Here is a 15,623-nt window from a genome sequence, read left to right on the forward strand (position 1 = left end):
TCCGATTTATTTCATTAAATTTTTCCTATTTAGTACCTACCGCACTCACAAAAAAGCACCTCTCATTAATTTATATTATAGTCATTGAAATCTAATTTACTGAAATCATCATACTATATGTTTTGTGAGAAGTAAAGGTGTCATACTTTAGTCGTACATAAATGTATCAAGTTTAAATTTATTGAAAAAGGAAATCAAAATGATCTCCCTTTTTAATTTGGCTGCTGTAGCATTTCCATATATCCATCCTTTTTCTCAAGGATCTTTTTCGCATCTTCAGCCGTTACTATATAATCTACTACAATATGTTGTAATACACCCTTATCAACATTTGGCAACTGAATCGTTATATCATCCACACTACTCTTACTATCTTCAATCGTTTTATTAAATTCCTGAATACTTCTTGCAAGCTCCGCTAATGTTTCCATATGTGCAGAATTGTTTACATCTAAAACAGTATTACTTCTGAAAACCGCCGTAACATAATGCTTCGGATGCTTCTTCGCTATTTTTTTCTCTTCATCCTTGCCGAAAATAATATCTCCTGTCTGCATTCGATCGAAAGTAAGTATAGTATTATTCCTTTTTTCATAATATGTATTGAACTTTTCTCGTAAATCGTTCGCTTCTTTTTTTATTTTATAATTATCATTCTCTACCGTTGGAGAGGTTCGTCCATCGAACCATATTTGAAATTGCAAATATGGTTCATCTACTTGCTGTACATAAGCTATTCGTCTGTTTGGCCCTAAAAAATCCTTACCTTGGTCGGCTATTTCAATTCGATCTAGTTTTACAGAAATTCCATGCTCCGATTTTGTATAACTTTGTGCTTTTTGTTCCATTTCTTCATCCGATATATCACATGATGTTAATAGTAATAAACTAAACATTATGCTATATTTCATTATTGTTCTTTTCATATTGCCTCTCCTTTTGCTACTACTGCCTATACAGAAATGTCCTTATCGATTTTAAATTATGATGTATATAAAGAACTTCTTTTAATAACCACAAGTGTAAAAATACTCATTTACTACCATTTTACACCAATAGTGTAATTTTACACTATATTCATTTTGCCGTAAAGCAAATATAGTATCTATTTAAATCACGTTAGAAATATACTAATTAGTTCTATAGCACTCACAGTACAATTTTTATTATTACGAAAAACAATATATAAATCTTTTATATTTAACGTTCGGTAGTACATTATAATTTTTAAAGCCTTGCTGTTTCAGGCGAGGCTTTTTAATTTTCATCAGTTTTTTTGTAATTTGTTGTATTTCATAGTTATATAGGAATATAACTACATATTTGGAAAGGAAATGATTATGACTGGACTTAAAGATTGACTACAAGTAGGTGATAAAGAGAAATGGGATTTAACGGATATTCACCATACAATTGAAGTATTAACGAAAGAATTACACGAGTTGGTGGTTCTGGGGTAAGAGCTACATCCGCCAGAACTGATTTATTACCTTTAACCCAAGGAGACGTTCTTCGAGTCCGAATAAGAGAAGCCACAGGTGATATTATTTATTCCAACGCATCTCTCGTTGTTTTAAAAGTCGACTAATTCATTTATGAAAATAAAAATTTAGAAATGATAACAATATAAAAAGAAGAGGAAGACTTATATTTCAGTCTTCCTCTTCTTTTTTATCACCAATTCACTGCTGAACATATATGGAAACTGATCCTCCACTTACATGGAACTGCCCCCATCCGTCCTTATTAATTGTTACAGTATTTGTTTGATTACCCGTCATATCGTACCATACTTCCCCCGCGTTATTCTTTCCAACTTCCATCCACTTTGATCCTCCTGGTCCATCTGAGATTAATGTTGCTAGACCGGAATTCGCATGTACACCATCACCTTCTCTTGTCCATCCAATTACATCTGGATCGTCTAAATAATCACGCTGCGTACCATATGCAAAGTTTTTTCGTGCCGTCAAAATTGGATCAATTTTATCTTTTAACGCTGGAATTTCATAACTACTATTTCCGTTTGTCCCATAGTAATCACCATAGAAAACTGAAGGATAGCCCTCTGCACGAGTTAAAATAAATGCATATGCCAACGGTTTAAACCACGGACTTACTACAGATTCCAATGACTGTCCAGGCTGAGAATCATGATTCTCAACGAGAGTAACTGCAAGTGCAGGGTGATTTTGTATGACTGTTCCATTTAAAATATTTCTCATATCATAATTCCCATTTCCTTTTGAAGCATAATGAAAATTGTAATGCAGTGGTGCATCAAATACAGATTGATTATAATTGACCTTCGCTAAATAATTATTTAAAGTTTGAATATCATTTTGCCAATATTCAGCCACCGTAAACATTTCTTTCCCTGTTTGCTGTCTGACATGATTTACCCAATCGCGTAAATATTCATGATCAATATGTTTAACAGCATCTAAACGAAAGCCATCTAAATTTAATTCATTCGCATACCACGTCCCCCAATTTTTCATCTCATTCGCAACATCTGGATGATCAAAATCAAGATCTGCATACATTAAATAATCATAATTTCCATTCTCGCTAGACACTTCCCAGTCCCACGCTTTACCTATACCCCTAAATTTATAAATTCGATTTAATTTCCTTCCTTCATCCCAATCCGTTCCGTCAAAATGATACCATTTCCATTTGAAATTAGAATAAGTATCTCCGCGCCCGGGAAAGTTAAACCCCGTCCATGCATTAATTTCATAATCACCTGATACCTCAACATTTCGATTGTTACGGTCTACCTCAACAGCCGTTACATTTTCAGTATAATCTGCTCCACCTTTATGATTCATAACTACATCGCCGTATACATCGATGTTTTGCTTATGTAAAGCTTCGATTGCAGATTTCAATTGTGCTTTCGTCCCATATTTTGTTCGTACCGTTTCTTTTTGATTGAATTCCCCTAAGTCATATAAATCATATGCTCCATATCCTACGTCATTTTGCGTAGTTCCTTTATATGCAGGCGGTATCCAAACAGATGTAATTCCTTTCTGAGCTAAATTTCCAGCATCCGAATGCAAGCGATTCCAATGATTCCCATCATTCGGAGCATACCACTCAAAATATTGCATTAACGTTCCATTGTTAACCGTATCTGCATACACTTTACTTCCCCCATGTATACTAGGTAAAAACAAAACAACCGATAAGCCGACTACTGTTATTTTTTTTAACATATTTACAACATCCCCTCCCAAGAAAACGTTTGCATAGTTTATCGAAATTATTATAATATTCGTTCTACAATTAGTAAAGTAGCAATCTCTCACTCTCCCACATTATTTTTTAGTCTAACTTCACATATTCACCAAATACTACACCATAGTTTTTATTTCACATCTTATTCAAGATTGTTTACAATTTATCTATAAAAGCATAACGGAGGGGTTTCTATGACGGACTTTCAAAAACAATTTTTTTCAAGATTACATATAGAAGAAAAACACAACGTTTCATTTGAAGATTTATCTAACATTATGTACGCGATGGCGCAAACTGTCCCTTTTGAAAACTTAAATATACTCGAAAACAACTTTACAGAAATATCAAAAGAAAATCTAAAAGAAAAAATTTTAGTAAACAACCGGGGCGGTCTTTGTTATGAACTCAATCCTACTATGTATTACTTCCTTAAAGACGTTGGATTTGATGTTCATCTCGTTTCAGGAACAGTGTACAATGCGGCAAATTCTATATGGGCTGTTGATTCTGGTCATATCGCAACTGTTTTAACACACCATAATGAACTTTATTTAATTGAAGTAGGATTCGGATCATACTTACCTCTTGCATCTGTCCCTTTCTCAGGTGAAGTCATTCACTCCGTCACAGGAGATTATCGCATTCGTAAAGAAATGACCGAAAAGGGAAACTATATTTTAGAGATGCGTAAAAACAATGAGTTTTTGGATCAATCTTCTGCTGATGATTGGACGTTAGGCTATGCATTTTATATAGAAGAAGTGAATGAAGAAAAAGCAAATGCAGCACAAAAAATTATCGTTGAACATGAGGGCTCACCATTTAACAAAGTACCTCTTATTTTAAAACTAACTGAAGATGGGCATGCATCTTTAACAAAGGATAGTCTGACAATAGCGAAAAACGGTAAAAAAACGAAAGAAAACGTTACAGATGTGCAATATAAAAATCTTTTACATTCAAAATTCGGAATTACATTATAATTTTTTAAGCCTTGCCATTTAGCAAGGCTTTTTAATTTTCAGCAGGGATTTTTTGCAATTTGTTGTATTTCATAGTTATATAGGAATATAACTACATATTTAGAAAGGAAATGATTATGACTGAACTTAAAGATCGACTACAAGTAGATGATAAAGAAAAATGGGATTTAACAGATATTTACCATACAATTGAAGATTGGGAAAGCGATTTCCATAAAATTGAAGTATTAACGAAAGAATTACACAAGTTTAATGGAAACATTCACGATGGCAATAGTTTATTAGCCTATTTAACAAAGAGTGAAGAAACTTCTAGCATATTATCTTTAATGTTCGCTTATGCACGATTACAATCTGATCTTGATACGCGCGATACTGACGCTCAATCTCTTGTTGATAAAGTATCACAATTACATGTGAAAGTAAGTGCGGCTAAATCTTTCTTTTCCCCATTCTTACTTAGCGTAGATGAAGACACATTACATTCTTACATAGAGGCAGCAGAAGGTTTACAATATTATAAAGAAGACTTATTTGAATTGTACCGTTATAAAAAACACGTATTGAATAAGGACCAAGAAGAGATTTTATCACAAATGGGCGAAGCACTCTCCTCCCCACAACATACATACGGCATGTTAAATAATGCAGATATACTATTTGGTGAAGTGACTACTGATGAAGGAGAAAAAGTTACTTTAACACGCGGAATGTATGCAAAGTTATTAGAAGATGAAAATCGCGAGAAACGTAAAGAAGCCTATAAAGCTTATTACAAACCATACGTTCAATTAAAGAATTCTATCGCTTCTACTTTATCTGCTGCTATTAAAAATAATGTTACTGTTTCAAAGCTAAGAAAATATCCATCAGCTTTAGAAAAGTCATTATTTGGCGACATGGTTCCGAAAGAAGTTTATGAAAATTTAATTGAGACGACGAAAAAAAATATTCAATCACTACATACTTATAATGAACTTCGAAAAGAAAAATTAAATGTAGATGAACTACGTCAATACGACTTAGGCGTTGATTTAGTAGCTGGTGTAAAACAAGACATTCCATATGACAAAGCATTTGACATGATGATTGAATCACTAGCTCCATTAGGTGAAGAATATATTGAAACATTAAAAAGCTTTAAAGATAAACGCTATATCGACGTAAGAGAAACACCAGGAAAACGTTCCGGCGCTTATAACTTTGGTGTATACGGCGTTCATCCTTTCATTCTTTTAAATCATCACGATGATTTAAATAGCCTTTTCACTCTCACTCATGAATGTGGACACGGTATGCATACGCACTACTCACACGGATACCAACCAAGAATTTCTGCACACTATACTATTTTTGTCGCAGAAGTCGCTTCTACAGTAAATGAAGTGCTATTAATTCATCATTTATTAAAAGAAGCAAAAGATGCTGCTGTACGTAATCATTTAGTAAACCATTTCATCGAGAAATTTAAAGGCACTTTCTTTACACAAATCATGTTCGCTGAGTTTGAAAAAATCACACATTCAATGGCTGAGCAAGGTAAACCATTAAATGCCCAAGTCTTTAGCGAAGTTTATGAAAACTTGTTTAGAGAGTATAATGGCGACTCTCTCGTATTCGACGAAGAAGTAAAATACGGCTGGGCTAGAATACCGCATTTCTATCGTCCATTTTACGTGTACAAATATGCAACTGGGTTCGCTTCTGCAATCCAAATTGCCGATAAGTTATTAAGCGGCGATCCAAATGCTCAAAAACATTATATTGAATTCCTTAAAGGTGGAAGTTCGGACTATCCATTAAATCTACTGAAAAAAGCTGGTGTTGATTTAACTACGCCAGAACCGATTGAAAGTGCACTAAATCGTTTCAGCTCACTTGTGGAAGAGTTTTCAGCATTATAAAAAGCATGCAGAGTATATACTCTGCATGCTTTTTTCATTTCGGATACTTTATGCCAAATGTTGCTGCGTTACACAATGAATCATGCCACCATACGCGAACAATTCATTTACATAAATACCGACAATTCTTCTGCCCGGAAACTGCCCTTCAATGATTTGAAGCGCTAACTTATCATGCTCATCGCCATATATCGGAACTAATACAACTTCATTTCCAATATAGAAATTCAAATATGAGCCCTTACAGTCTGCTTCTTTTACCATTTTTCTCGTCACCGGTACTGGTATGAGCTGAAATGGTTTTCCATCTATATTTCTTGCTTGTCTCAATTCTTGATAATGCTTTTCATACGCCTCCAAAAGGTAAGATTCACTCTCCCCGAAAGGATCATATTCATAAAGAATTGTATTTTCATTTACAAAACGTGCTGCCCCATCAATATGGTAATCCGTATCTTCATCATAATTATCCTCACCGCGAATGCCCGTTATCCATATAAAATTCGTGACCCCTAAATGCTTCGTTAACTCTATTTCAATCTCTTCCTGACTTAGTGTAGGATTTCGATTTTCATTTATAATAGAAGTTTTCGCTGCCATTAAGGTTCCATTTCCGTTTATCTCTATTCCCCCGCCCTCTAGACAGACACTAGAATTAACTTTTGGAATGCTATACGTTTCACTTATTTTTGCCGGAATAACAGCATCATTTTCATACGGATATTTCTCACCCCACCCATTAAAAATCCAGTGTGTTAAACAGAGATCACCTTCCTTATTTTTCACAAAAATCGGTCCATTATCTCTTATCCAAATATCATCCGTTTCTTCAATTAAAAAATCAATTTTATCCATGTCCACTTTCGCTTCCATTAACTTCGTTTGGACATGTACTTTTTCTTCCTCATCATATACAACAATATGAACAGTTTCTCCGTAATGAAGCTCCTTTGCCATCGTTACCCAAATATCATCTAGCTTAGTTCTGTAACCTTCACCTCTATGAGCTTTATCATGAGGCCATTGGAGCCATGTCCCCTCATGCTTTTCCCACTCAGCTGGCATATAAAACAAACTATTTTCTATATTTCTCATACGTGTTCACCCCTTCTTCGAATGTAAGTTTAGTCTAAACTTTGACATCGTGTTAAGGTCAACAGAAATATATTCATGTACTTGCAACTACTTTATAAGGTGTCTCTTTATTTCTCCTTGTGATACACTACTTCTCCTTGTAAAACCGTCACTAAAACTTTCGCATCTGGAATCTTATCGACACTCATTTTAGTAATATCTTCATTTAGTAATATCATATCGGCTGATTTACCTACTTCAATTGAACCGGTAATCTTATCAAGACCTAACGCTTTGGCGGGCTTAATCGTATAAGCATCAATAGCTGCATATATATCAGATAAGCCTTTCTCTCCAATACTTAGCGCATTCGAAATTGTCACAAGTGGATTTAGTTCATTTACATCCCAATCACTACTAAGTGATACGTTTGCTCCTGTTTTCCAAATGCGTCCTAACGGCATAATTCGTTCCATCTGTTGATTTGTAAAATACGCACTTGCCCAACTTTGTTTAGGATCTTCTGCAAAATCATGACCTACTTGGAAATCAGCACTAATTCCTAATTTTGCAAAACGATTTATATCACTATTTTCTACCATTTCAACATGCGTAAGCGTATAAGGCTGATTCGCCCCTTCTTTCTTCGCTGCTTCAATTGCATTTAAACTCTCTCTTACCCCACCATCTCCAATCGTATGAATGAGTGCACCGTAACCAAGTTTATTCAGTTCCGTCAACCACCATTTCATTTTTTCTTCTGGAATATAATTCAAACCGTACGGTGTTCCTTTAAACCACTCAAATTTATATTTTTCTAGTATTTTAGCTGTACTGTTAATACTAATTCCATCACTATACATTTTCACTTGATTAATAAGCATTCGAGATGATAGATCATCACGCTTAATTTTTTTGAAATACTCCATTTGTTCCGCTTCATTTAAGTTCGGATATACCCACGGACGAAGTACTACTCGTGATGTTAACTTTTTCTCATCATTAACTTTATTCCAAACATCTAACCAGCCTCGTTTCCAATATAGACGTCCATCGCCGACTGTAGTTATTCCATTCTTCGCAACCTCATCTAAACCGTCTAACAAGCCTTCATAATTTTTTTCAAAGAGTTTAGGCTGAGAATTCCATGCTTTTTCCATTACGATATCCCCTGCTGTATCATACAGAAGCCCGAAAGGTTCTCCTGTTTCTGGATCCCGGATGATTCTTCCACCTTGCGGATCTTTCGTTTCTTTATTTATTCCCGCTACTTCCAATGCTTTTGAGTTAATCCATACAGAATGAGAAGTTCTTTCCATAATTAATACAGGGTTATTAGGAAATAACTCATCAAGAACTTGTAATGGCGTTTGTTGTTCTGATTTTTCGTCCATATCTTTTAACAGCTCTTCCAAACTAAATCCTGTTCCACTTACCCATTCGCCATCTTTCACATCTTTTTTACAAGCCTTTAAATACGAACGTTGTTCTTGCAGCGCAGCATCCGGTGAGACACTACAATTCCCTGCTGCTGGTGATTTCGCCTCAAATATATGATTATGATTGTCCACAAAACCAGGGAGTATAAAACGTCCTTGTAAATCCACCACTTTTGTATCTTCATTTATAAATCCTTCTACATCTTTGTTTGAACCAACAAATGTAATTTCCCCTTCTTTAACGGCTATAGCCTCTACAACGTCTTGCTTTCCATTTGAAGTATAGATGGTACCATTTTTAAACACTACATTTTTAGGCAACTCCTTAGGTAGAACAAAACTACCATTCTCACCTTCTCCTCCTCCTCCAGGAGTACATGCTGAAACCCATGTCATACTTAGAATCAGGCAAATAATCATGATTGTTTTTTTCATATTCTTTCTCCTTTTTATTATGATGAATTACTTACATAAATAGAATAAGGATTGACATAATGTTAATGTCAATCCTTATTCTCAGTTTATTTTCATCACTAAAAAACAAATTTGCGTCACATACTCCTCTACTAAACAATCACATTCAGATCCCTTGATGTAAACCTCATATGGTGAATCCTCTATTACATAACCATTTCTTTCAATCCATTTTTCTAACGCTATATAAGCGTAACCTATATAGTCGTAACTTCCATAATGCATAGTAGTAACGATTTGATGCGGATTTAATTTTTTTATTTCATATTCTTGTACTACGTCTTTATCGTTCTCATGCATAACTGGAATTCTTAATTCAATATCACTCTTATTTGGAATATACTCTTCATCATAAAAAACTGTAGAAGGCGAGCCGACTATTTGGAAGTTATTCTTGTGTACTTTTTCATATAAGTCATAAAAATAATCATCCATATCATCTATATTTATTTGTAACCTTTGAGCAATTACTGTTATTTCATTTCTCATCCCAATTAATATATCGTAATTTCTATGGCAAGCAGTATTTAAAGCATGATTCATATTTACCATTTCATTCATTTCTGAAATAACCTGTAAATTTTGTTTTACTTCATGAGATAACTCTATAATTTGTGCTTGCATATGTTTAATAAATGAATCTTGATCTGACGAATGAAGAATGATTTTAATTTTCGGTAGAGGGAACTTATACTCCCTTAACTTTTTTATTTTCAATGCTATTTCTAACTGCCCTTGCTCATAATATCTATACCCATTTTCCGGGTTCACATATGCTGGTTTTAATATAACTTCTTTGTCATAATGCCTTAACATCCGTGTACTCATTTTACAAATCCGCGAAAACTCAGTAATTGTATACATATACTTACCCCTTGAATACATTTTCTTATACGCTTATTTTAAAACCAATCAAAAATCTTCCTAACTGAAAAATCTTTATTCTGATTGTTCATTCTTTTCATTGTTGAAGGTAACAAATGCTGAGGACAATACCACGTTAAACAATTGATTGCGCCCCCCATTGTTGATATTTCTCCTACATGAATTTGAATAGCTTGTTTCTCCGTATGCTGTTGAATATATCGTAACACTTCCCGATCTTTAGCTAATCCAAACTTAGGAACGTAAATCGTATCACATGTTTCTAACATATTTATATACAAACCTTTTGCCGACGCTATTTCTTGATCATATTGCCCTTTCTCTGTATATGACGATGGCACAACTATAAATTCAGCTTCTGGCATTTGCTCTTGAATAATCTCTTGAACATTATATCTAAATCCATGATCCCCTAAAAAATCACTAATAAACATCGTGTGTTCATCAATAAATTTAACCATTCCGTCTGCATGTGCAAGTACGTCCCCTTCTTCAGCAGGAATAATAATAACGCGGCTCACATCCAAATCCCATTCCAGTTGCTCTATAATTTCTTCTTCCGTCCAATCATAATTATCATCAAATATACGTTCTGTTACTATAACAGTATCTTTTTTATTCCAAATAAGATTCCCACCATCTAGTATCAATGGAGATTTCACATATTCAAAGTCGTTCTTTTTCAACCATTTATTAAATTGTTGATCTAAATATCGCCATTGATCTTTCGGTAAATAATTGGGTTGATATTTAAATTTAACTAAATGATTTGTGACGACTGGTGCAACATCTCTTAGCCAAATATCATCATACTCAAAAAAGCTTGTATGAAAGTCTTGCTCTTCAACAGATAAAGAAACAAGTTGATCAGTACATGATTTATTTTCATTTAAGTATTCATTAAAATAAATCAGATCTTCATAAAATGGACGATAATATTCATTTGATTTATCTGGTATTGCAGTAAAAATAATTCCATTTTGTTTTTGTTCCATATTATTTACCTCGCTTTTTAATAATGGCTGAATAACTAATTTCACTATGCCAACTATTTCTCTTTCATAACAATTTTCGAAACGTGCACATTTCATGAATGGATTATAGCACGGAGAAATATTATATATTTATATAAAAAATATAAAGCTGTCATTAAGCTGCAAATTGACTCTTGACAGGATTTTAAAATACAGTATTTCATGACAGCATTAAACATTTCATCGTCATACACAATTAATAATTAAATAATTTTTTTATCACGATTCAAATCGATTACTTCTAATAGTTCGTTTTCGTTATATAAATTCACTACATGTATTTCTACCCCTATACAAATTTCTTCTAACGGAAGATCGTTTGGATCCTGACCAAATGGATCCTCAATTTCAACTCCTATTGCCTCAATACCTATAAATGCAAAACTTATAAACGTAGTTGCAAGTACTGTAGACCATCCAAGGCTATCAACAAGACCAATTGGCAAAGTTGCGCAAAATATAATCAATAAAATTTTTATATGAGCAAAATACGCAAAAGGAATAGGTGTTGTTTTAATACGATCACACCCACCCACAGACGTAAGCAAAGTATTCAAATCAGTCTCCATATTAATTATCACATTTGGATGAATTTGACCTGTTTTTAAACCTTTTGATAGTATAGTTTTTAACATAAAAACTATACTAATTGGTAAATGAATAGATTTAGCCAAGATTTCTCTTTCCTTCTCAGAACAAGTATCAAGCAATGATTTTATTTCAGATAAATCTTTTTCATCTCTCAAATGTCCTTTCGCTATCTTTGGAAAAGCAACTAATAATTGTACAAATTTTAGTTTTTCCTTATCTGTCTTTCCCTCTCCAGACTCCCAATGACATAAAAAGCTAACTGCTAAATTTCTAGTACAGGCACCAATCGTACCAAACAGCTTCCTACCTTCCCAATATCTATCATAGGCAGTATTCGTACGAAAAACTAACAGTAGACCTAAAGCCCCTCCAACAATTACCCAAGGGGTTTGATTTATATGTATTTCAGCATAATAATAATGAATCACAGCTACTACCGTTGACATACATGTATATACTAAAATTTGCGGGAAAATATCTCTTATAATCGTTCCCTTTAATGTAAATATTTGATGTAAACTATTTTGATTATTGTAATGAACCATATTTACAAAAACCTCTTTCCTTATTAACCTGTTATTCTTTTAAATTATGAAAGGATACAATTAAATAATAGAATCATAAACCCTATTATTATGAGGCTAGTTAAAATTATCTCTGGCAATACTGTCACTCCTTTTTACATTCCAACTGCAAATGTTACTCTACTAAATCACGTCGCATTATTTTAGAATTTGCAATGAATAAAGCGCTAATTAACACAAGAATCGCACAGGCGTATAACAATGAATCCACTGGGCTATCATGATCTATAATAATTAGGCGCACAATAGCTGTTATACCTACATATATAAAATATCGTAATGGGAAATGAAAATTCATTTGAAAATACTTTATAATCATTACGATAAATTCAAAATATAAAAAGAATACAACGATACTATCAACTAAATGATAACTAGATTCCTTACCACTCAATTTCAGTTCTTGTATAAATTGAATGACTTCTTTCATGAGAAACACACTTAAAACAATCCCCAAACAAATCAAAGCTACATTTAAAATGTACTGTAGAATGATAGGAAAAAATGAAAAAACTATTTTTAATTTCTTTGACACAAACATCTTTCTCCTTTTCCATATAAAGTGAAACTTTAATCAGTGGGGGTTTTGTTCATCCCCACTGATTATTAGTTGAACCAATCGGACGTTAACGGACAGTTGATCTCCCACCTAACTTCTTTGCTCCAACTGAATTTTGAGGTGGAAGTTTTACTGTCCGTTAACGCGGGATAAAGCGAAATACGACTATACACTATAATCCGATTATCATTATATTAAAACTCTTTATTGTTACAAATAATAAGGCATGACAAAATAGGTAAAGGAAAAAATATACCTATTTTGTCCGTAGGTTGCTACATTTCAATCGATTACTTCAATTGAATCGGTTGTTGCTGTGTCACACAATGAATCATGCCACCATTTTTATAAAGCTCCCTCACATCAATCCCAACTACTTTACGATCTGGATATAACTTCTGAATCGTATCATTTGCGATTTTATCATTCGAATCATTATAATTAGGCACCAATACCACTGTATTCCCAATATAATAATTAATATACGATCCCTTATAATCGAGAACTTTTCCATTTTCTAAAATAACTTTCTCTTTACTAAGAGGTAAGTATTCATACTTATATTTCTGTCCTGACGCATTTTTTGCCTCTAACAATGTGTCCATATCTTTGTTCGACAACCCCCACTCGGCTAAGTCATCTTCTTTCATCGTTACAATGGTAGATTTACCATGAAATTTAGCAAATCCATCAATATGAAAGTCCGTAATATCTAAATTAGGTACTCCGTCTAACCAAATAAAGTTGGTTACTCCAAGGTCACTTATATATTTTTCAATTTCCTTTTCTGATAAATCCGGATTTCTATTTTTATTTGTTACTGCACTTCGAGTTAATAAAGCAGTCCCATTACTGTCTAATTCAATTGCACCGCCTTCCAGGACAAATTTCCCCCAATCAATCCTTTCAATCCCTAATTGTTTACTAACATTTTCACGTATACGAGCATCATTTTTATAAGGAGTTTTCTTTCCCCAACCATTAAATGCCGGATCTAATATTTTGAGATTTTTATTATTGTCATAAACAAAAATCGGCCCACTATCTCTTGCCCATACATCATCAGTAGGAGCGATAAAGAAATCAATTTTATCCATATTCAATCCTTTATCTATTAAAAGATTATTGATGCGCTCTTTCTCTTCCTCATCGTATGCAACAATATGGACTTTTTCTCCCTCGGTTAAAGCACTTGCCATCTTAACCCAAATCGGTTCAACTTCTTGCTTATACTCTTCACCATATGTATATTCATGAGGCCATTGCAGCCAAGTACCTTCATGCTTATCTTTTTCATCTGGCATCGTATATTTTCCAACTTTTTTCTGTACCTCTACTTTTCCATTCTCTTTCCCTTTTGCATTTTCATTACCACCTTCAAAAGAACAACCACTAATAATCGCCGTGGATAATGTAGCTATTAAGCAAAACTTTACTACTTTTTTCATTCTTTCAACCTCCTGTTCTTATCTCCAATAATGTAAAGCTTCACATAGTGTAAAGCTCAAGCTTTTTCTCCAATGTAAAAATTACCAATTATTCTTTACATTCCTATCATTTAACTAACTATATGTATTTATTCAACTATCTTCCTTACCTACTTGTTTAGCACGCTGAACTTTACGAAATAAAAAAATCGGTATTGATAATTACATATCAATACCGATTTTAAAATTATTCTTTTCCTTCTATTAAATCATTCGCCATTTTCCTAAACTCTTGGTTAAATGCATCATTCATACCATTTTGAACGTTAGAGAATAATATGACAAACGTTCTTTTATCCCAGTTAAAATTATTAAAAGTATTCCAGCCTGATAATACGCCGTGGTTATGATAATAATCTGGATACGTATAGAAACTAAATCCATATTTTCTTGCAGGTGATGCAGTAAACATATCTAATACACTTTGTTTAGATAGCAGTTTTCCATCCATAATAGCCTCATCTAATCTTTTCATATCTTCAACAGTCGTATACATTTCACCACACCCATACAACCAGTTCATTTTTAAGCGGGGTGCAGCTATTAACTCATTATCTTTTCTCGTATAACCTTCTGCTAAAAAAATATCTTCAGGGAGAGTTGCACCCATTCCAGATTCATGCATTTCAGCAGGAGTAAAAATATTTTCTTTCACATACTCAGCGAGCGGTTTATTTGCTACCTTTTCTACAATATACGCAAGCACCATATAATTATAATCTGTATATCGCCATCCTGTCCCTGCAGGAAATTGCAATTTTTGCGCTCCAATCCACGTTACTAACTTTAATCTTGACGCCGCATCAACTCTACCTTGTCCCTGATCCGGTAACCCTGACGTATGTGTTAACAAATTTCGCAACGTAATGTTTTTATCTGCCGGAAACGATGGAATATACTTATTTACATTGTCTTCAATATTTAATTTCCCTTTTTCTTTTAGCTGCATAATAGATATTGCAACGACTGTTTTCGTAATTGAACCAATGCGATATTTCGTTCTTGGCGTTGTTACTACTTTATCTTGCACATTCGCATACCCATAACCTTTTCGTAAAATCACATGATCTTTACTAGCTACAAGAACACTCCCATTAAATCCTTTATCTTTTAAATATTGATCTAGTTTTCCAGCTGCGACTTCATAGCGCTTTTTCTCATTAGCATCGACTTCCTGCATACCATCCTTTTGCTTACTATTTACATTAGAAAATGCCTTTATATCATATTTTTTACCTTTATTTGCATGTATTAGTGCAACGACACTCCCACAAAATATAGCAAAAATAAAGAAAACGATTATCCATTTCTTTAGCATAATAGGAACCCTCTTTTATCTAGTTTCACTTAACGCGCATCC

12 protein-coding genes and 1 pseudogene are annotated in these 15,623 nt (G+C 33.6%); 3 read left to right on the top strand and 10 right to left on the bottom strand.

Annotation, left to right across the window (positions count from 1 at the left end):
• Window positions 1-212 precede the first annotated feature (212 nt).
• Window positions 213-926, bottom strand: coding sequence for a hypothetical protein (locus tag MR113_RS13645; protein ID WP_242254820.1), 714 nt, complete (start codon window positions 924-926; stop codon window positions 213-215).
• Window positions 927-1,444: 518 nt separating this feature from the next.
• Between MR113_RS13645 and MR113_RS13650 the strand changes: the two are divergent.
• A pseudogene (locus tag MR113_RS13650) lies at window positions 1,445-1,588 on the top strand (exosporium leader peptide); the annotation flags it as partial.
• A gap of 94 nt (window positions 1,589-1,682) precedes the next feature.
• Here MR113_RS13650 and amyS read toward each other — a convergent pair.
• Window positions 1,683-3,224, bottom strand: a complete 1,542-nt coding sequence (amyS, locus tag MR113_RS13655) for an alpha-amylase (protein ID WP_242254821.1) — start codon at window positions 3,222-3,224, stop codon at window positions 1,683-1,685.
• 216 nt (window positions 3,225-3,440) lie between these two features.
• Here amyS and MR113_RS13660 point away from each other — a divergent pair, with 216 nt between their 5' ends.
• Both MR113_RS13660 and pepF read left to right on the top strand, forming a co-directional pair.
• Window positions 3,441-4,232, top strand: coding sequence for an arylamine N-acetyltransferase family protein (locus MR113_RS13660; RefSeq protein ID WP_242254822.1), 792 nt, complete (start codon window positions 3,441-3,443; stop codon window positions 4,230-4,232).
• A 116-nt stretch (window positions 4,233-4,348) separates the two neighbouring features.
• Complete coding sequence (gene pepF / locus MR113_RS13665; RefSeq protein ID WP_242254823.1) at window positions 4,349-6,136, top strand: oligoendopeptidase F; 1,788 nt, start codon at window positions 4,349-4,351, stop codon at window positions 6,134-6,136.
• 48 nt (window positions 6,137-6,184) lie between these two features.
• On the opposite strand, the gene MR113_RS13670 is transcribed toward pepF, so the two are convergent.
• The 8 genes from MR113_RS13670 to MR113_RS13705 all read right to left on the bottom strand — a co-directional run bounded on the left by MR113_RS13670 (window position 6,185) and on the right by MR113_RS13705 (window position 15,581).
• On the bottom strand, window positions 6,185-7,231 hold the full coding sequence (locus tag MR113_RS13670) for an agmatine deiminase family protein (protein WP_242254824.1): 1,047 nt from the start codon (window positions 7,229-7,231) through the stop codon (window positions 6,185-6,187).
• Window positions 7,232-7,338: 107 nt separating this feature from the next.
• Window positions 7,339-9,084 (bottom strand): amidohydrolase, encoded by a 1,746-nt coding sequence (locus MR113_RS13675; protein WP_242254826.1) that lies wholly within the window; start codon window positions 9,082-9,084, stop codon window positions 7,339-7,341.
• An 81-nt stretch (window positions 9,085-9,165) separates the two neighbouring features.
• On the bottom strand, window positions 9,166-9,987 hold the full coding sequence (locus tag MR113_RS13680) for a MerR family transcriptional regulator (RefSeq protein WP_242254828.1): 822 nt from the start codon (window positions 9,985-9,987) through the stop codon (window positions 9,166-9,168).
• 38 nt (window positions 9,988-10,025) lie between these two features.
• Window positions 10,026-11,003 carry an agmatine deiminase family protein gene (locus MR113_RS13685; RefSeq protein ID WP_242254830.1) on the bottom strand — a complete coding sequence of 326 codons (978 nt, stop codon included), beginning with the start codon at window positions 11,001-11,003 and terminating at the stop codon, window positions 10,026-10,028.
• A gap of 242 nt (window positions 11,004-11,245) precedes the next feature.
• Complete coding sequence (locus tag MR113_RS13690; protein WP_242254832.1) at window positions 11,246-12,178, bottom strand: bestrophin family protein; 933 nt, start codon at window positions 12,176-12,178, stop codon at window positions 11,246-11,248.
• 154 nt (window positions 12,179-12,332) lie between these two features.
• Window positions 12,333-12,758: a phosphate-starvation-inducible protein PsiE gene (psiE, locus tag MR113_RS13695; protein ID WP_242254835.1), complete on the bottom strand. Its 426-nt coding sequence runs from the start codon at window positions 12,756-12,758 to the stop codon at window positions 12,333-12,335.
• Window positions 12,759-13,066: 308 nt separating this feature from the next.
• Window positions 13,067-14,224 carry an agmatine deiminase family protein gene (locus MR113_RS13700; RefSeq protein ID WP_242254837.1) on the bottom strand — a complete coding sequence of 386 codons (1,158 nt, stop codon included), beginning with the start codon at window positions 14,222-14,224 and terminating at the stop codon, window positions 13,067-13,069.
• Window positions 14,225-14,450: 226 nt separating this feature from the next.
• Entirely contained in the window at window positions 14,451-15,581 is a 1,131-nt protein-coding gene (locus MR113_RS13705) for a serine hydrolase domain-containing protein (RefSeq protein ID WP_242254840.1), read from the bottom strand.
• Window positions 15,582-15,623: the final 42 nt, after the last annotated feature.

This window comes from Bacillus cereus group sp. BfR-BA-01379, from assembly GCF_022663605.1.
Classification (GTDB): domain Bacteria; phylum Bacillota; class Bacilli; order Bacillales; family Bacillaceae_G; genus Bacillus_A; species Bacillus_A mobilis.

What these genes read in the sequence shown, in the direction of transcription:
- MR113_RS13645 (WP_242254820.1), bottom strand. Translation starts at nt 926, where the DNA reads ATGAAAAGAACAATAATGAAATATAGCATAATGTTTAGTTTATTACTA.
- amyS (WP_242254821.1), bottom strand. Translation starts at nt 3,224, where the DNA reads ATGTTAAAAAAAATAACAGTAGTCGGCTTATCGGTTGTTTTGTTTTTA.
- MR113_RS13660 (WP_242254822.1), top strand. Translation starts at nt 3,441, where the DNA reads ATGACGGACTTTCAAAAACAATTTTTTTCAAGATTACATATAGAAGAA.
- pepF (WP_242254823.1), top strand. Translation starts at nt 4,349, where the DNA reads ATGACTGAACTTAAAGATCGACTACAAGTAGATGATAAAGAAAAATGG.
- MR113_RS13670 (WP_242254824.1), bottom strand. Translation starts at nt 7,231, where the DNA reads ATGAGAAATATAGAAAATAGTTTGTTTTATATGCCAGCTGAGTGGGAA.
- MR113_RS13675 (WP_242254826.1), bottom strand. Translation starts at nt 9,084, where the DNA reads ATGAAAAAAACAATCATGATTATTTGCCTGATTCTAAGTATGACATGG.
- MR113_RS13680 (WP_242254828.1), bottom strand. Translation starts at nt 9,987, where the DNA reads ATGTATACAATTACTGAGTTTTCGCGGATTTGTAAAATGAGTACACGG.
- MR113_RS13685 (WP_242254830.1), bottom strand. Translation starts at nt 11,003, where the DNA reads ATGGAACAAAAACAAAATGGAATTATTTTTACTGCAATACCAGATAAA.
- MR113_RS13690 (WP_242254832.1), bottom strand. Translation starts at nt 12,178, where the DNA reads ATGGTTCATTACAATAATCAAAATAGTTTACATCAAATATTTACATTA.
- psiE (WP_242254835.1), bottom strand. Translation starts at nt 12,758, where the DNA reads ATGTTTGTGTCAAAGAAATTAAAAATAGTTTTTTCATTTTTTCCTATC.
- MR113_RS13700 (WP_242254837.1), bottom strand. Translation starts at nt 14,224, where the DNA reads ATGAAAAAAGTAGTAAAGTTTTGCTTAATAGCTACATTATCCACGGCG.
- MR113_RS13705 (WP_242254840.1), bottom strand. Translation starts at nt 15,581, where the DNA reads ATGCTAAAGAAATGGATAATCGTTTTCTTTATTTTTGCTATATTTTGT.